Source organism: Cupriavidus sp. SK-3 (assembly GCF_000611145.1).
GTDB lineage: Bacteria > Pseudomonadota > Gammaproteobacteria > Burkholderiales > Burkholderiaceae > Cupriavidus.
The window spans coordinates 1-16,027 of sequence record NZ_JFJV02000015.1; the positions used below are offsets into that span (position 1 = coordinate 1).

Genomic DNA, 16,027 nt, shown 5'->3' on the forward strand with positions numbered 1-16,027 from the left:
CCGCGGCGGTGCCGGAGGCGAGGGCGGCGACGCCGGCCATGACCTGCTCCATCACCGCCGCGATCCGCGCCGGCGTGCCGTGCCCGGTGCCGTCGCCGGCCACGGGCGCAGCCAGGTGGATCGCGGCAAGCCGGCGCGCCAGCGTTTCCATATGGAGCCCGTTCAACCGATTCGTCTCTGCCATGGCGGAAAGCAGGTCCCGTTGCCGGAAGCGGCGCATTTTCACCGCATACTCCAGCGCCTCGCCAGTACCGTCCACCCGGACATCGCACTGGCCTGGCCCCGCCACGATCCGTACCACGCCGAGATAGAGCGCCGCAGCCATCCTGCGATTCAATGCCAGTTCGGCCTCGCAATCGACTTTACGCGCGGCCAGCGTGGAGAAATCGACGAAGTCGAGGTGCACGGGCTTGCGCACCTTGTAGGCAAAGGCGCCGGCCAGGAAGACTTGCGAAATGTGCGTCTCGATGAGGCTGACTTTGTCTACCGGGTGCGGGTAGGCCGCGGGGCACATCAGGGCTTGCGTGAGTACCGCCGAATCCATGCTGGGATCTCCGTGGGTGGCTGTCTCCCTGTTTGTACTTTGGACAGGTCATGCTCCCATGCTATGCGCGCCACCGGAACCTGGCTTGACGCGGATCAAGTTGAGCGGCAGCCACCCGCCTATATTGAAGCGGAACAAGGGTTCGGCGCGCAACGCCGCGGATGCTTCATGCCGGCGGCCCATGCGCTGGCGACGGGAGAGCGGCAATGAGAATGAAACGTTCCGATGAAGGCCCGGGCAGCGGCGCCGCACGTTTGCGCGGCCTCGCGGTTTGCCTTGCCGCCATCCTGTGCGCGGGCTGCGCGGCGGGATCTGAATGGTGGCGGCCGCCCAAGCCCGGGGCCGACGCCACGGTACCCGCCGCTCCCGGGGTTGTCCGCAATACGGCTGGGGGCGACAAGGTACGCATCACGAAATTTGATCTGGCGCAAGCCGCTTGCCCGGCGTCACTGCATCATTGAGTGGACCCGCCTCGACGCGCACCGGGAGTGCACCATGTCCGAATTGACCAAAGAGCAACTCTCCAGCCTGGTTGCCTTGCTGGACGGCATCGAGCAAAGGATCCGCGGCCAGATGGATGCGGTGGCCGTCACCCGCACGGTGTCCGCGGGAGGGGAGCCGGGCGGCAACGCCGAACTTGCCGGGCAGGCCGCCGGGGAGCGCATGGACGATGCCATGACCGAGCACTACCGCATGGAGCTGGCCGACATTGCGGCGGCGCGGGCGCGTATCGGCAAGCTGCGCTACGGCGCGTGCCTGGACTGCGGCGAGCCCATTCCCTTTCCGCGCCTGCTAGCGTACCCCACGGCCAGGCGCTGCACGCCGTGCCAGCGCAAGCAGGAGCACATGTTCGGGGCGCCGGGCGGCAGGCGATGAGCCGCGCCGGGCTTTCCCGCGTTCGATCTCGCCGGAATGCATCCCCATGGTGAGTCCGCAATACAGCCGGCAGGCCGGGAGGCACCGCGCCACCCGGCGATACCCGATTCGATTCAGGAGACAGACATGAAAGTACGTGCGCGTTCCAGCCAAGTCAGGCCGGCCCGTTGGAACCGGCTTCCCGATGATCCCATCCACGATGCCTACAAGCAGCCGGCGCAGGCTCCTGCGGTTGCGTCCTGTCCCGCCTGCCATGCGGTCTTCCTCAAGGGGCACTGGCAATGGCGGGCCGTGCCGCCCGGCGCCAAGGCGCTGATGTGCGCGGCCTGCCATCGTATCGCCGACCACGTGCCGGCGGCGCAGGTGACGCTGGAGGGGGCCTTTCAGGTGGAGCACCGGGACGAGATTCTCGCACTCGTGCGGCATCGGGAGGCCCTGATGCGAGAGAGCCATCCGATGGAGCGCATCATGGCGACGCAGGCGCAGGACGATCGCGTCACGATCACGACCACGGGCTTTCACCTGGCACGCGACATCGGCTCGGCGGTGCATCATGCCTATCGGGGCAAGCTGGAGATCGACTATCCCGATGCCGACGAGACATTGCATGTCCATTGGCACCGCGTCTGAGCGCCGCAAACCGTAAACCGCGCGGCTGGCCGAAGCGCCCTGCGGGTACGGCGATAGCCATCCCGCGGTGCTGGCCATGCCGCGCGGTGCCATGCGCAGCCATGATCTCAGGCAAGCGTTCGCGCCTCTTCGCGCCCGTGCCAGCCATGTGGCGGCGCCAGCGGTTCCACCGCAGTGGTTTCGTCCACATGGAAGATGGCGTCGAACTGGTCGGCAACGGCGGCAGCGAAATAGTGGCTCGCCCGCTCCGATTCGGGCAGGTAGATCACGCCGATGGCGCGCTGTAGCAAGGGCGCGCGCAATTCGGCTGCGCCAGGGGCATCCAGCGGGAGGTAAAAGCGGTCCAGCCCGCTGGCGTGAAAGAGCGCCTCGCAACTGTCGCTCAGGGCGGGGCGGACCCATTTGTGCTCCACTTCGGCGTCCCAGGCCGAGGCGGCGGCGACGCGGCCGGTGTAGGTGGTGAAGCCCACCAGCAAAGCTGCCGCGCCGGCTTCCTGGCGTACCAGTTGCCCGAGATTCCATTCGCCGTGCGTGTGCGTCTCGGTGGCCCGGGCATCGCCGACATGGGAGTTATGTGCCCATACCACGACGCGGCCGGCGCGGCCACGGCGGACGCGGTGCCTGGAAATGGCAAACAGGGTTTGCGCCATATGGGCATCGCGCAGGTTCCAGGTGTTGACGCGCCGCTCGAACATGCCACGGTAGTAGTGTTCGGCGTTCACGACAACCTGCGCATTCTGTTCGGCAAAGAAATGCGAGTCCATGGCGGCAAGCCCGTCGCGGGCCAGATGTTCCGCCTCGTCCGCGCGCAGTCTGAGCAACTGCGCGATAGCGCCATCGCGCGCGCTGCGGCGTTGGCCGGTAGCCGCCTGGTAGCCATAAGTCTGCGGCTCCCGGACATGATCCAGTGCGGCATAGTGAGCGCGCGCCAGTTCTGCCTGGCCAGGGTCGATCTGCTCCAGGTAGCGGATCACGGCGTCCGCCGATCGATACAGGCTGTACAGATCCAGGCCATAGATGCCAATGCGGGCGGCCGCGGGCAATGTGGCGTTGTGCGCGCGCAGCCAGGCAACGAAATCCAGCATCTCGCGATTGCGCCACATCCAGGCGGGAAAGCGCTGGAAGTCATCCAGCGCGGATTCGGCGTCGTCGCTGCCCTCGCCCTGCACAAAGCGATTCACGCGCCAGGCGTCGGGCCAGTCGCCCTCGATGGCAATGGCGTCCACTTCGCCGCCCGTGATCAGCAAGCGCGTGATGTCGGCGCGCATGCGATAGAACTCACAGGTGCCGTGCGTCGCTTCTCCCAGCAGGATGAAGTTGCGCCCCTTGGCCAGCGCGATCAGTTCCTCGTAGTCGCTGTCGTTCTCATTGAGCCGCCGCGCCAGCAGGCGCACAGCCAGGAATGGAGTGAGTTGCGGGCACATGGTCTTCCCTCCTCATGGCGCGTCTCGCCTGTGAGAACGGGCCAGGCACGTGGGTAGCGTTGCCGCGGTCCGCCGCGCATCCATTCAGTATCGATGACATGGCAGGGCGCGCCTTGACCCAGCGCAACCCTTGCGGGCAGCCGTGGCAAGGCGGAAGGTCATGGCACGTTGCCAGCGGTTGGCTCCGTCAGCAAAAGGCGGAGTTCCACGCCATCGCTGGCGGGCCGGGCACCGTGCAGCACGCGGATGCCGCTGCTTTCGGCGAGCCGGAGCATCGCCGTATTGGTCGCCAGCGTGGTCCCGACCAGTTCCCGCGTGCCGTGTGCGCGGCAATAGGCCACCATCTTGCGCAGCAGCAGGCCGCCGATGCCCTGGCGCTTGCAGTCGGAGCGCACCGTCACGGCGAACTCGGCGCGCAGGTTGTCGGGGTCGGCCACGGCCCTTACTTCGCCCAGGATGGCCGCCGGCCCGCTGCCTGCCGGACTGGCGGCGACGAACGCCATCTCGCGGGCGTAGTCGATCTGGGTCATGCGTGCGAGCTGGCTGTGCGGCGGCTGCCGGATCATGCAGAAAAAGCGCATGCGGATATCCTCCGGCGCCAGGGCGGCGAAGAATGCCTGGTAAGCGGGCTCATCTTCGGGATGCACCGGCCGCAGCAGCAACGGTGCGCCGCGCCATGCCACCGTTTCCTCCAGTTCCTTGGGATAGGGGCGGATGGCAAGGCGGGCGGCGCCAGGCTGCGTGGCGGGGGCGACGCCGATACGTGCGTCCAGCGCCAGCACTCCGGCGCTGTCGGCGAGCAGCGGATTGATATCCAGTTCAACGATCTCGGGCAGGTCGCAGAGCAGTTGCGACAGTTGCATCAGGACCTGGTACAGGGCGTCATGCCGGATCGGCGGCTGGTCCCGGTAGCCGTCGAGCAGCTTCGCAATCCGCGTGCGGCCGACAAGATCTTTCGCCAGGCTGACGTTCAGCGGCGGCAGGGCGATGGCGCGGTCGGCGATGCGCTCCGCGGCGGTGCCACCGTGGCCGAACAGCACCACCGGCCCGAACACCGGATCGGTGGTGGCGCCCACGATCAGTTCGAACGCGCCCGGCCGGCTGATCATGCGCTGCACGGTGAAGCCATCGAGCCGGGCCCGGGGCTGTTCGCCGCGAATGCGGGCCTGCATGCGCTCCAGGGCCTGCCGTAGCTGGCCAGCGGACTGCACGTCCAGCGCCACGCCGCCCACATCCGACTTATGCGTAATGTCCCGCGACAGGATCTTCACGGCAACCGGAAAGCCGAGGGCTTCGGCGGCGGCGACGGCGGCGTCGATATCGCCGGCGGTCCGGGTCTCCACTACGGGGATGCCATAGGCTGCCAGGATGGTGCGGGCTTCGGGCTCTGTCAGCATCGGCCTGCCGGCGGCAAGCGCGTCGCGGATGCACTGCCGGGCCCGTTCGGTGTCCGGCTCGGGGCCGGGCGGCACCGATGGTGGCGTCTCCATCAGGAGCTCCTGGTTATGGCGATAGGCCACGGCCTGCAGGAAGCCGCGCACGGCCTGTTCCGGCGTGTCGTAGGTGGGAAGCCCGGCGCGACGGCAGATGTGGCGCGCGCGTGCCACCGAGTCGCCGCCAAGCCAGCTTGCAAATACGGGGCGCGATGCTGTCAGCGGCGTGGCTGATGCCGGTGTGCTTGTCAGGGCGATGGCGATATCGCTGCTGGGCACGATCGCCGTGGGGGCGTGGATCATCAGGATGGCATCGCCGCCGGGGTCTGCCGCAAGCAGCTTCAGGGTTTCCACATAGCGTTCGACGGGAGCGTCCCCGACGATGTCGACGGGATTGCCGTGCGACCAGGTTGGCGGCAGCACCGCGTCCAGCTGCTTCAAGGTGCCGTCCGCGAGGCTGGCCAGCCGGCCGCCGCCGAGGATCAAGGCATCGGTGGCCATGACGCCCGCGCCGCCGCCGTTGGTCATGATCGCCAGGCGATCGCCGGCCAGCGGCCGCGCACGCGCGAGCGTTTCCACCGCATCGAACATTTCCTCGGTGGAATACACGCGCAACATGCCGGCGCGGCGTATCGCCGCGTCATAGATATCGTCGGCGCCCGCCAGCGCGCCAGTGTGCGAGGTGGCCGCCTTCGCGCCTTCGGGAACCCGGCCCGCCTTGATGATCAGCACGGGCTTGTTGCGCGCAGCGGCGCGCGCGGCGGACATGAACTTGCGGCCGGACCTGACCGCTTCCACATAGAGCAGGATCGCCTGCGTCCCCGGATCGCTGCCAAGGTAATCGAGTACGTCCGCCAGGTCGACGTCGGCGCTGTCGCCCAGCGAGACGAAGTGCGAAAAGCCGATCTGGCGCGATCTCGCCCAGTCGAGCACCGCCGTGGTCAGCGCGCCGGATTGCGAGACGAAGGCCAGCTTGCCGGGCAGGGCCGGCGCATGCGCAAAGCTGGCGTTCAACCCCAGCCCCGGCACCATCAGGCCCACGCAGTTGGGGCCGAGGATGCGCAGCAGGTGCGGCCTGGCGGCGCCGAGCATCGCCTGTTGCAGCGTCTGCCCGTTCGATCCGGCCGCGTGCGCCAGTCCCGCGGTCAGGACCACGGCGGCCAGGGTGCCGCGTTCGCCGAGTTCGGCGATCAGTCCCGGCACCGTGGCGGGCGGTGTGCAGATCACGGCCAGGTCGGGCACATCGGGCAGCGCGGCGAGGTGGCGGTAGCAGGGCTGGCCATTCAGTTCGCGGTACTTCGGGTTCACCGCGTACACCGGGCCGGCAAAGCCGCCGGCACAGAGGTTGGCGAACACGGTGGCCCCTACGCTGTGTGGGCGTCCGGACGCGCCGATCACGGCGACCGAGCGCGGGCGGAACAGGTGTTCGAGGTTGCGGATGCTCATCGTGGCCGGGGTGGTGAGGCGCTTCTCAGCCCTGCGCGCTTGCGCAGGCACGGGATTGCGCCAGATCGGTATCCAGGTATCCAGCCGTGCGCCCGGCCGGGGTTAACCGGAGTATCCGCCACCCTCCGCGCCGGCCCTTGATCCAGCGCAAGCCACCTGTCCGGGGGCATCGGTCACGCTGGCATCCGCAATGCCCTGTCGGCGCATATCGGCGGCGTACCGCGCCCGCGGAGCGTGAGGGCCAGCATTCGCGTGCGCCCGTCCCGCCCGATGTCCCGGGCCGCGCCGCGCCATTTCGCCCCGTCGGCGAGGGGGCGGCCGCTCAGTTCCAGCAATGCTTTGATCCTCCCAGGCCTGCCGGCTGTGGCGCGCTATACCGCGAAGCGAAAATGACCGCTGTGCAGCACAATGTTGTGTGCCGCGGTCATTTCGAACAGTTGCCGGGCCACGCCTTCGATATCGTCGCGGTGTCCTTCGAAGGCCTGGATCAGGTCCTCCGCCCGGTGCGAACGCGCACCGAAGTGGTCTTCCAGCGCCTCCGCCGTGATCGCGTAGCTGGCAGGCGCGCCATTCACGCTGACAGGGCATTCCAGAGAGAGGTCGGCCGGGCAATAAGAGGGGCTGGCCTTGGGAAAAATGATCTGTTTGATGGTCATGGCATGGACCCCCGGGGCGAGAGAAAGGGAAACGACGAAAGCGGCGCGCCCGCCCGCGAGCACGCCGCATCGACTCTCTGCAGTCTAGGCACTACCGGTGCAGCCGCAAGCCGATCCACGCATATTCCTGACGGAAGTCAAGCCGGCGCAGGATGCCGTGGATTACGCCTGCCGCGCTACCATTGCCGCGATCGCTTCAGCCAGCGCCCGCGCGGCGCTTTCGTTGCCCGGCAAGGCGAACAGGGTGGCCTTCATCGTTGCTCCGTCGTGCCGATGTCGATCGCGGGATGCGTCGCCAGGAAATCCTGGCTGTAGGCCAGTTCGCCCTGCGCCATCGCATGAATTGCAAAGAGCGGCTGGCCGGCACGCACCACGTCGTTCAGCCGGACATGCATGTCGATACCCGCCTCCTTCCGGTTGGGGGCGCCCGCCAGCTTGGCGGCGCGCGCCAGCCGCCGGTTGTCGATGCTGGTCACGATGCCATCCAGGGGCGCCAGGATCTCGCGCCGCAGCGGTGCGCTTGCGGGCTGGCGCAAGCCGCCCTGCGCCTCGCAGATGGCCTGGAACTTGGCCCAGGCGGCGCCGCTGCCGAGCAGGCGCGTTGCCAGCGCCAGGCCTTGTCCGGCGGGCACCGCGCCGCAGAACTCCATCAGGCTTGCGGAAAGCAGCAGGGCGCGGCCCCGCAGGTCGGCCGGTGCCGCCGCCGTGTCCTGCAGTACCGCCAGCACATCGCGCGCCTCCAGCGCCGGGCCGATACCGCGCCCCACGGGCTGGCTGCCGTCGGTATGGACCACCAGCACATGCATGCCGAATGCGTGCGCGACCTGCTCAAGCATGAGGCGCAGGCGCGCCAGGTCGGCATCCGTCCTGACCTTGGCGGTGGGGCCGAGCGGTACGTCGATCAGCACATGCGTGGAACCGGCCGCCAGTTTCTTGGACAGCACGGATGCCACCAGTTGGGCATCGCTATCGATTTCCAGCGCGCGCTCCACGCGGATCAGCACATCGTCCGCGGGACTGAGCGTCAGCGAGCCGCCCCAGACCAGCGCGGCGCCGGTCCGCTCCACCACGCGGCGCATCTCGGCCGCGCTGAGCGTGACCCGGGTCAGCACTTCCATGGTGTCCGCGGTGCCGGCGGGGGAGGTGATGGCGCGCGAGGAGGTCTTGGGCAGCAGCAGGCCGGCCGCCGCGCAGATGGCTACCACGATCGGGCTGGTGCGATTGCCGGGGAGCCCGCCGACGCAATGCTTGTCGGCTACCACGGGGCGGTCCCAGTCAAGCCGGTCGCCGGTATCGAGCATGGCGCAGGTCAGGTCGATGGTTTCCTGCGTGGTCATGCGCGTGCCGGCGCAGGCGCTCAGGAAGGCGGCGATGTGCACGTCGGAATACCGGCCGGCGGCGACATCGTCCATGATGGCGCCGAGTTGCGGTGCGTCTAGCGGGTTGCCGTAGATCTTGGCGCGCACCGCGCGCAGCGACTCAAGGGCTGGCGCATGCGTGACGGCAATCGTGTCGCCCTCCATGGCGCCGAGCTGCTGGCTCGCACCGGAAGACAAGCCCACCTGGGAGGGCGCCAGCAGCGCGCCGCCCACCATATTGAGCGTGGCGATCAGAGACTGCGCGCCGATACTCACCTGCACCCGGGTCTGCGCGGCGAAACCTTCGGCGCGGCACACGGCGCAGTCCCGGTGCATGTAGATCACATGCTCCTGGCAGGTGTCGATCTCCAGCGGCTTGAACGTCAGGGGTTGGCCAGCGGCGTCGGGCTGGATTCGGGTCAGCATGGGGTGGTCCTTGGTCCTCGGTCTGGGAGCACGTACGGGAACATCGCGCCGTGGGATTTCGGGCCGGTTCTTGCGCCGCGCCGGTTGGCGCGCCAACTGGCGCGCGATACTGAACCCAGGCACCTGCCGGTCCCTGACGGATGGCGTGAAGGATGTCTCCGGCTATGCCCGTTCTCAAATGCCAGCATTGTTTAGCCTGGGTGCATCAGCCTTGATGCAGGACAAGGATGCTGCCAATCGGGCAGGACCAGGCCGGTGCCGGCGATGCCGGGCGCCGTGTCGTGCCCCGCGCGCTCATTGACGTGGGACAAGGCGCGCGGCCGCGCCTGTGCCACGCTGAAGGGGTCGGCCGATGATGGCCTGACCGGCAGGCAGATAAAGATGCGCGCACCGGAACCTTGCTACCGGGCTACCAATGCAACGCACTGTTCGCTGGCCTGTCCGGGATATGCATGCAAGGCATGCAGCACACATGGATGGAGGCAGAGTCATGACTACCATGGGAAGACCGGGCGAAAAGCTCGCCACCGCCGAAGAGATCCGCGAGGTGATTGGTCCCTTCGAAAAGGAAGTGATTGTGCGGATACTGGACATCGAACCTACACTAGACGACGTACAGGCGGCTTATGCATGGTTGCGTTCCGACGAACACCTGATGCGCAAACTTGCACACAATCTCGGTGGCAAGGCCGCCGCGGTGTTCGAGATTCTCGACGACGAATTTCCTGACTTTGATGCCGGGGGCTTCTCGCGATGATGCAACCGGCCCAGGCGGAAGCGCGCAGCTAGATCCGGTCCAGCGCATCCAGATCCAGCAGTGTCACGCGCTTGCCCTTTACATCGATGAGGCCGTCGCGCTGGAAGCGCGACAAGGTGCGGCTGACTGTCTCGAGCTTCATGCCCAGGTAGCTGCCGATCTCTTCGCGCGTCATGCGCAGCGTGAGTTCGCTGCGGGAGTAGCCGCGCGCATGCTGGCGCGCCGAGATATTGAGCAGGAATGCCGCTACGCGCTGGTCGGCGCAAAGGCTGGCGAGCAGCAGCATGACGCCCGATTCGCGCACGATTTCGCTGCTTAGCATCCGGTGCACGTGCTGTTGCAGGGAGCGTATTTCCCGGCAGAGCGCTTCGAGCAGATGGAAGGGAATCACGCATACGGCGCTGTCTTCGAGGGCGATGGCGTCGCAGGCGTGGCGCTCGGTACAGATGCCATCGAGCCCGAGGGTCTCGCCGGTGAGGAAGAAGCCGCTCACCTGCTCGCAGCCGTTCTGGTGCGACACCACCGTCTTGAACGATCCGGAACGCAGGGCATAGATGCTCTGGAACGCGTCGCCGGCGCGGTAAAGCGCCTCGCCGCGCCGCACCATGCGCCAGTTATGGATCACGGTATCGAGCCTGGAGCGATCCGCATCGTTCAGGTTGCCGCCCATGCAGATGGCGCGCATTGCGCAGCTCGAGCAATTTGCCTTGTGGGCCACGCCGGCAGGCGGCGCACTATCCCTGTGCAGGGGATCGAGGACTTCGGCGTCGAGGAACCCTATGTGCATCTCTGACGGTGCTTCCCGCTGCAGATACTCTGACATGGCTGTTTCCTTTGTCTCCTGGCCCCCGCCGGTTCGGCTGGCCACGGTTGTGGTGCGTTCTTGCTGCCGGCGCGGGCGCTGGGTCTTGCCGGTGCAAAGGATGGCGCGGGCTATGCCCTGGCGTCTTCCGGTTCTGTTGTTCTCGCGGCGCTTTTTTCCGCCGCGAGGCGGAGCAGCGCGCTGCGCAGCGCGTCGAACTCCATGGTCTTGTCGAAAAAGAGCGACGCGCCAGCCTGCAGGTAGGCGCTGCGCATCGGCGGCACCGAGCAGTTGCTCAGGACCACCACGGTTGCGTGGCGGCGCATCCGCTTCAACTCCTCCAGCACCTTCATCCAGGATCCTTCATACCGGCCCAGGCTGAGAATGACGACATCGGGCAGGAGGATCTGGGCTGCCAGCAGCGCCGCACGCGGGTCCCGGGCCGAGGCGAGCAGCTCCAGCTCCCTGATCGATCGCAGCATCCTTGCCTGCCGCGAGCCGATGAGGGGGGAGTCCTCGAGCAGCAGCACGGTCAGGGGGGCAGGATGGGCAGGAGGGGTCATGCGTCCGAGTATGGTGAATGGCGGGGCAGCCCGAAAGAAGGGACGGCTGAGAGTGTCGTCCGAAAAGGGAAGGCCCTTGTCAGGGAAACCTGACAAGGGCCTTCGGCTATCTGGCTGATGGCGCCAACCGCGTGCGCCTCGCAGAATTGCGAGCACGTCACAGTTAGCGTGTGAATTTCGCACAAATCGGCTACCTTTACAGGAGACTCCGCGGCAATCCTCGCGGGGCTCGCTTTACCTCCGGGAGCCTCCGGGAGCATTTCGCGACCAGCCATGGCGACTAATCAGCCTCCTCCACCGGGCCCGCCTTCTTCCCGGAAGACATCGCTATACGTCACGCTTGGCGAGTTGGCGGCGGGCGGTGCGGTGCTCTTGCTGTTCATGCTGCTGGTGCTCTGGTTCGTCTCCGCGCTCGCTCCCCGGACCAGCGGCTTTGCCGCGCCGATGCTCGGCGCCTGGGGCCTGGCGGTAGCTGTCATGCTGTGCTTGCTGCTGGTGCGCCTGCGGCGGCTGCGCCGCGCCGCGCAAGAGAACCTGGCGCGTACCCAGAGAAGCGAAGCCCGGCTGGCAGGGATCATCCGCTCGTCGATGGAGGCCATCATCACGGTTGACGAAGGGCAGCACATCGTGCTGTTCAACCCCACGGCGGAGCGTCTTTTCGGTTGCACCGCCGCAGCGGCGATCGGCAAGCCGCTCGGCGACTTCATGCCGGCGCGTTTCCGTGTCGCCCATGAGGCGCACGTGCGCCGCTTCGGCGTGACCGGGGTGACGGACCGGCAGATGGGCCAGCAGCGTGTGCTGCATGCGTTGCGCCAGGACGGAACGGAGTTCCCGATCGAGGCATCGATCTCCCAGACCCGGGACAGCGGCGGCAAGCTGTTTACCGTCATCCTGCGGGACACCACGGAGCGGGTGAGGGCGGAGGCGGCCTTGCGGCAGTCGCAGGAGGAGCTTCAGCAGTTGTCCGACCGGGTCCAGGCGTCGCGGGAAGACGAGCGGCGCCGCATCGCCCGCGAGTTGCACGACGACCTTGGCCAGCGGCTGAGTGCGCTGAAGATGGACCTGGCGATTCTTGCAAGTGATCTCAAGGACGCGGGAACGCCGCCTGGCCTGCTGGACCAGGCCGCCGCCATGCACCTGGTGATTGACGAGACCGTGGCTTCGGTGCGGCGCATCGCGGCCGACCTGCGCCCGGCATTGCTGGATGAGCTTGGCCTGATCCCGGCGATCGAATGGCTGGGGAAGGAGTTCTCCGCGCGCTACGGCATCACCGTCGTCACCCACGCCGCGGAGGAGGACGACGTTGGCGAGCGCGCGGCTACCGCGATATTTCGTATCGTTCAGGAGGCGCTCAGCAACGTCGTGCAGCATGCCCAGGCCGACCGGGTCGATATCGAACTGGTTCGCCAGGACGGCCATTACGAACTGACCGTGCGGGACAATGGCTCCGGCAATGCCGCCACGCCGCCAGCCGGCGTCGAGCGCGTATCGCTGGGGCTGGTCGGGATCCGGGAGCGCGCACGCCTGCTTGGCGGCACCGTGGCGACCAGGCAGGCGCCAGGCGGGGGCTTCTGCCTGACGGTACGCTTCCCGCTTGCCGTGTCTTCGAGCTTGGAGGCAAGCACATGATTCCAGTGATGATCGCAGACGACCATGCCGTGGTACGCGACGGCCTGCGCCATATCCTGAGCCGCGCAGGCGGCTTCGAGGTGGTGGCCGAGGCGGTGGATGGCAACGCCGTGCTCCAGATGGCGCGCGACTGCAAGCCCCGCGTCATCCTGCTCGACCTCTCCATGCCAGGCCGCAGCGGGCTGGAACTGATCAGGCAGTTGCGCGTGGAGCAGCCCGAACTGCGTATCCTGGTACTGACCATGCATGCCGAGGAGCAATACGTCGTGCGCGCGTTCCGGGCGGGGGCGGCGGGTTATCTGACCAAGGAAAGTGCAGCCACGGAACTAGTCAGCGCCATCGGCAAGGTCGCGGCCGGCGGCACCTACGTGAGCCCCGCGATGGCCGAGAAACTGGCCAACAGCCTGCAGGACGAGCACCGCGCGGATCCCCACCTGCGCCTGTCGGACCGCGAGATGGAGGTCTACCGCCGCCTGGTGCTGGGCGAGCCGCTTACGGAAATCGCCGCCGGGCTCTGCGTCAGCGCCAAGACCGTGAGCACCTACAAGATGCGGCTGATGGAAAAGCTGCAGTTGCCCAGCGAGGCGGCGCTGGTGCGCTATGCCATCCACCATCGCCTGTTCGACGAAGGGGACATCTAGCCCCTGGCACGCCGTGCTTGATCTGGGACAAGGTGAGAGATCGGCGTTGTGCCACCATGAAGCAAAGGCCCGTTTCCGATGCGGGCCTTTCACTCCAAGGAGGCAACAATGAGCAACCTGAGAATCTACGACCCGCTATCGATTGAACCAGTGGGCGATATGCTGCAAGGCATGTTGCGCGCTTTTCGCGGCAGCAATGAAGGCGGGTTCGCATTCAAGGTCGATGTGACCGAGTCCGACAAGGACTACAAACTGGTCGCGGAAATTCCCGGTGCAAAGAAGGAAGATATCGAAGTATCCGTCGATCGCGGCACGGTAATGATCTCGGCCAAGGTGGAAAGGTCTTCCGAGCAGAAGGAAGGCGAGCGCGTGATCCGGCGCGAGCGCTACAGCGGCTCCATGCAACGCGCCTTCACGCTCGACAGCACGGTGGACGAGGCCAAGGTCGATGCCAGCTACGAGAACGGCGTGCTTCGGGTGGTGCTGCCCAAGAAGGAAGCCTCGCCGCAGCAGCGCGTGACCATCCGCTGACATCGCCGTCTTCCGGGTCCGCCCGCGGGCGCGCTCGCCAATACACGGAGTACATCATGGACTACCGGACCGTGCTGGTCGCGCTCGGGGCGGATCCCGCCTGCGCGTCTCGCGTCAGGATGGCCGCCGACCTGGCAGCCGCCTTTGGCGCGCATATTACCGGCGTCAGCGCCACTGGCCTGCGGATGGACCCGATCCGCGACGCCGGCGACGCCGCCGCGCGGCATCTGGCGGCCTCTCGCAGCCGGCTGCTGTCGCAGGCTGTGCTGCAGGGAGAGTTGCTGAGCGAAACCATGAAAGCGCACGCGCCGGGCGTACCGTACTCGCATCGCGCGGTGGAAGAGGAAACCGGCTGGGTCGTGGCGCAGGAAGCCCGCGTCGCCGACCTGGTGGTGATGGCCCGGCCGGTGGCGGCGCAGGATGTGCCTTCGCTAGGCGCGGGGGCGGCCGAGTACGTGCTGCTCAACGCAGGCCGCCCGGTCTTGCTGGTGCCGGCGGAGTTCAGGCGGCTGCATGGCGGGCATGTGGTCATCGCGTGGGACGGGCAGCGCGAGGCGGCCCGCGCCGTGGCCGATGCCATGCCCTTGCTGCTGCGCGCCAGCCACGTCACCATTGTGGGCGTGTGGGACGATCGGGGCGAACCGCAGGCAGACTCGGAGCCGGTGGCTGGCTTGCGGCATTACCTGCAGCGCCACGGCATCGTCGCCGGCGTGCGCAACGTGCAGAAGGCGGGGCCGGTGGGCGCCAACCTTCTCGACGCGGCCAGCGCGCTGGGAGCCGACATGGTGGTGGCCGGCGGCTACGGGCACTCGCGCTTGCGCGAGCTGGTCATGGGTGGCACCACGCGCACCCTGATGTATCAGGCGCCGGTGCCGCTGCTGTTGTCGCATTGACGGGGCGCCGCCATGCAACTGCAATTTCTCGGCGCCACAGACACGGTCACTGGCTCCAAATATGTGCTCGACACCGGCCACAGCCGCGTCATGGTGGACTGCGGGCTGTTCCAGGGCTACAAGGCGCTGCGCTTGCGCAACTGGGACCGCCTGCCGGTCGATCCGGCCACGCTCGATGCGGTCGTGCTCACGCACGCGCATATCGACCACAGCGGGTACCTGCCGCTGCTGGTGCGCAACGGCTTTCGGGGGCGGGTGTTCTGCACCATGGGCACTGCCCAGCTGTGCAACATCCTGCTGCCAGACTGCGCGCATCTGGCGGAGGAGGACGCGCACTACGCCAACCGCAAGGGCTTTTCGCGCCATCAGCCCGCGCTGCCGCTTTACGACGGCGCGGACGCCGTGCGCGCGCTGCGCCGGCTCGATCCGTTTCACTACGACACGCGTGTCAGGGTGACGCCCGACGTGGAGGCGGAATTCCATCGTGCGGGGCACATCATCGGCTCGGCGATCGTCACGTTGCATGTGGACGGCAAGCGGATCGTATTCTCCGGCGACCTGGGCCGGCAGCAGGACATCGTGATGCGCGCCCCGGAGATCGTTCGCGAGGCGGATCACCTGCTGGTGGAGTCCACCTATGGCGACCGCGCCCACCCTGCGGACGATCCGCTCGACACGCTGGGCGAAATCGTCAGCCGCACCATCGGCCGCGGCGGCAGCGTGGTGATCCCCGCGTTTGCCGTCGGGCGCACCCAGGCGCTGCTGTACTGCCTCTACAGGCTGCGCCAGCAAAACCGCATTCCGCACGTGCCGGTCTACCTCAACAGCCCGATGGCCATCGATGCCACCACGGTCTTTGCGTTGCACCCGGACGAACTGCGGATCGACCGCGCCGCCTGCGCGGCAGCCTGCAATATGGCCATCCTGATCCAGAGCATGCAGCAGTCCATCTGGCTGAACCGCGACCATACGCCCAAGATCATCCTGGCCGGCAGCGGCATGGCTACCGGAGGGCGGGTGGTGCATCACCTGGAGACGTATGGGCAGGATGCGCGCAATACGATATTGCTGTCGGGGTTCCAGGCTGCCGGTACGCGTGGTGCGGCGCTGGCGTCGGGGATGCGGGAGTTGCGCATCCACGGGAAGCAGGTTGTGATACAGGCTTCGGTGGCGCAGCTTACTTCGCTCTCGGCGCATGCCGATGCCAACGAACTGATGACATGGCTGGGCGGCTTCGGCAGCGCGCCGCGGCGGACGTTTGTGGTGCACGGCGAGCCGGCGGCGAGTGATGCTTTGCGGCAGCGGATTGAGCGGGAGTTGCGTTGGGCGGTTACGATGCCGGAGTATCTTCGGACGTATTTGTTGGATTAGGGAGGGGGTGGGGTTTAACTGCAACTGCAACTGCAACTGCAACTGCA

The 16,027-nt window shown here is 67.2% G+C and carries 14 protein-coding genes and 1 pseudogene; 8 read left to right on the plus strand and 7 right to left on the minus strand.

The window, feature by feature from the left end; genetic code table 11:
- Nucleotides 1-544: pseudogene (locus CF70_RS01095) on the minus strand (hypothetical protein); the annotation flags it as partial.
- Nucleotides 545-1,039: 495 nt separating this feature from the next.
- On the opposite strand from CF70_RS01095, the gene CF70_RS01100 reads away from it, so the two are divergent.
- Both CF70_RS01100 and CF70_RS01105 read left to right on the plus strand, forming a co-directional pair.
- A complete protein-coding gene (locus CF70_RS01100; protein WP_035859338.1) occupies nucleotides 1,040-1,420 on the plus strand; it encodes a TraR/DksA family transcriptional regulator in 381 nt (126 codons plus the stop codon).
- A 126-nt stretch (nucleotides 1,421-1,546) separates the two neighbouring features.
- A complete protein-coding gene (locus CF70_RS01105; protein ID WP_035859315.1) occupies nucleotides 1,547-2,050 on the plus strand; it encodes a BCAM0308 family protein in 504 nt (167 codons plus the stop codon).
- Nucleotides 2,051-2,157: 107 nt separating this feature from the next.
- On the opposite strand, the gene CF70_RS01110 is transcribed toward CF70_RS01105, so the two are convergent.
- The 4 genes from CF70_RS01110 to CF70_RS01125 form a co-directional block, all read right to left on the minus strand.
- The gene (locus tag CF70_RS01110) at nucleotides 2,158-3,474 is read right to left on the minus strand and encodes an erythromycin esterase family protein (protein WP_035859318.1); all 1,317 of its coding nucleotides are present in this window, start codon (nucleotides 3,472-3,474) and stop codon (nucleotides 2,158-2,160) included.
- Nucleotides 3,475-3,632: 158 nt separating this feature from the next.
- Nucleotides 3,633-6,353, minus strand: coding sequence for a bifunctional acetate--CoA ligase family protein/GNAT family N-acetyltransferase (locus CF70_RS01115; RefSeq protein ID WP_035859319.1), 2,721 nt, complete (start codon nucleotides 6,351-6,353; stop codon nucleotides 3,633-3,635).
- A gap of 371 nt (nucleotides 6,354-6,724) precedes the next feature.
- Nucleotides 6,725-7,009, minus strand: coding sequence for a DUF1488 domain-containing protein (locus tag CF70_RS01120; protein ID WP_081861982.1), 285 nt, complete (start codon nucleotides 7,007-7,009; stop codon nucleotides 6,725-6,727).
- A gap of 251 nt (nucleotides 7,010-7,260) precedes the next feature.
- Nucleotides 7,261-8,793 (minus strand): thymidine phosphorylase family protein, encoded by a 1,533-nt coding sequence (locus CF70_RS01125; RefSeq protein ID WP_035859322.1) that lies wholly within the window; start codon nucleotides 8,791-8,793, stop codon nucleotides 7,261-7,263.
- Between the two features lie 490 nt (nucleotides 8,794-9,283).
- Between CF70_RS01125 and CF70_RS01130 the strand changes: the two genes are divergently transcribed.
- Nucleotides 9,284-9,550, plus strand: coding sequence for a hypothetical protein (locus CF70_RS01130; RefSeq protein WP_035859324.1), 267 nt, complete (start codon nucleotides 9,284-9,286; stop codon nucleotides 9,548-9,550).
- A 28-nt stretch (nucleotides 9,551-9,578) separates the two neighbouring features.
- Here the strand turns inward: CF70_RS01130 and CF70_RS01135 are convergent, their stop codons facing one another.
- The gene (locus tag CF70_RS01135; RefSeq protein ID WP_051647955.1) at nucleotides 9,579-10,337 is read right to left on the minus strand and encodes a helix-turn-helix domain-containing protein; all 759 of its coding nucleotides are present in this window, start codon (nucleotides 10,335-10,337) and stop codon (nucleotides 9,579-9,581) included.
- Between the two features lie 146 nt (nucleotides 10,338-10,483).
- A complete protein-coding gene (locus tag CF70_RS33670) occupies nucleotides 10,484-10,915 on the minus strand; it encodes a response regulator (protein WP_063830421.1) in 432 nt (143 codons plus the stop codon).
- A gap of 273 nt (nucleotides 10,916-11,188) precedes the next feature.
- On the opposite strand from CF70_RS33670, the gene CF70_RS01145 reads away from it, so the two are divergent.
- The 5 genes from CF70_RS01145 (at nucleotide 11,189) to CF70_RS01165 (ending at nucleotide 15,980) form a co-directional block, all read left to right on the plus strand.
- Nucleotides 11,189-12,544, plus strand: coding sequence for a PAS domain-containing sensor histidine kinase (locus tag CF70_RS01145; protein ID WP_235184844.1), 1,356 nt, complete (start codon nucleotides 11,189-11,191; stop codon nucleotides 12,542-12,544).
- Complete coding sequence (locus tag CF70_RS01150) at nucleotides 12,541-13,185, plus strand: response regulator (RefSeq protein ID WP_035859328.1); 645 nt, start codon at nucleotides 12,541-12,543, stop codon at nucleotides 13,183-13,185. Before CF70_RS01145 ends, CF70_RS01150 begins: the two co-directional genes overlap by 4 nt.
- 108 nt (nucleotides 13,186-13,293) lie before the next feature.
- The gene (locus CF70_RS01155) at nucleotides 13,294-13,716 is read left to right on the plus strand and encodes an Hsp20/alpha crystallin family protein (protein ID WP_035859335.1); all 423 of its coding nucleotides are present in this window, start codon (nucleotides 13,294-13,296) and stop codon (nucleotides 13,714-13,716) included.
- A 56-nt stretch (nucleotides 13,717-13,772) separates the two neighbouring features.
- Nucleotides 13,773-14,609 (plus strand): universal stress protein, encoded by an 837-nt coding sequence (locus tag CF70_RS01160; RefSeq protein WP_035859336.1) that lies wholly within the window; start codon nucleotides 13,773-13,775, stop codon nucleotides 14,607-14,609.
- A 12-nt stretch (nucleotides 14,610-14,621) separates the two neighbouring features.
- Nucleotides 14,622-15,980 (plus strand): MBL fold metallo-hydrolase RNA specificity domain-containing protein, encoded by a 1,359-nt coding sequence (locus CF70_RS01165; protein ID WP_035859337.1) that lies wholly within the window; start codon nucleotides 14,622-14,624, stop codon nucleotides 15,978-15,980.
- Nucleotides 15,981-16,027 lie beyond the last annotated feature (47 nt).

What these genes read in the sequence shown, in the direction of transcription:
- CF70_RS01100 (WP_035859338.1), top strand. Translation starts at nt 1,040, where the DNA reads ATGTCCGAATTGACCAAAGAGCAACTCTCCAGCCTGGTTGCCTTGCTG.
- CF70_RS01105 (WP_035859315.1), top strand. Translation starts at nt 1,547, where the DNA reads ATGAAAGTACGTGCGCGTTCCAGCCAAGTCAGGCCGGCCCGTTGGAAC.
- CF70_RS01110 (WP_035859318.1), bottom strand. Translation starts at nt 3,474, where the DNA reads ATGTGCCCGCAACTCACTCCATTCCTGGCTGTGCGCCTGCTGGCGCGG.
- CF70_RS01115 (WP_035859319.1), bottom strand. Translation starts at nt 6,353, where the DNA reads ATGAGCATCCGCAACCTCGAACACCTGTTCCGCCCGCGCTCGGTCGCC.
- CF70_RS01120 (WP_081861982.1), bottom strand. Translation starts at nt 7,009, where the DNA reads ATGACCATCAAACAGATCATTTTTCCCAAGGCCAGCCCCTCTTATTGC.
- CF70_RS01125 (WP_035859322.1), bottom strand. Translation starts at nt 8,793, where the DNA reads ATGCTGACCCGAATCCAGCCCGACGCCGCTGGCCAACCCCTGACGTTC.
- CF70_RS01130 (WP_035859324.1), top strand. Translation starts at nt 9,284, where the DNA reads ATGACTACCATGGGAAGACCGGGCGAAAAGCTCGCCACCGCCGAAGAG.
- CF70_RS01135 (WP_051647955.1), bottom strand. Translation starts at nt 10,337, where the DNA reads ATGCACATAGGGTTCCTCGACGCCGAAGTCCTCGATCCCCTGCACAGG.
- CF70_RS33670 (WP_063830421.1), bottom strand. Translation starts at nt 10,915, where the DNA reads ATGACCCCTCCTGCCCATCCTGCCCCCCTGACCGTGCTGCTGCTCGAG.
- CF70_RS01145 (WP_235184844.1), top strand. Translation starts at nt 11,189, where the DNA reads ATGGCGACTAATCAGCCTCCTCCACCGGGCCCGCCTTCTTCCCGGAAG.
- CF70_RS01150 (WP_035859328.1), top strand. Translation starts at nt 12,541, where the DNA reads ATGATTCCAGTGATGATCGCAGACGACCATGCCGTGGTACGCGACGGC.
- CF70_RS01155 (WP_035859335.1), top strand. Translation starts at nt 13,294, where the DNA reads ATGAGCAACCTGAGAATCTACGACCCGCTATCGATTGAACCAGTGGGC.
- CF70_RS01160 (WP_035859336.1), top strand. Translation starts at nt 13,773, where the DNA reads ATGGACTACCGGACCGTGCTGGTCGCGCTCGGGGCGGATCCCGCCTGC.
- CF70_RS01165 (WP_035859337.1), top strand. Translation starts at nt 14,622, where the DNA reads ATGCAACTGCAATTTCTCGGCGCCACAGACACGGTCACTGGCTCCAAA.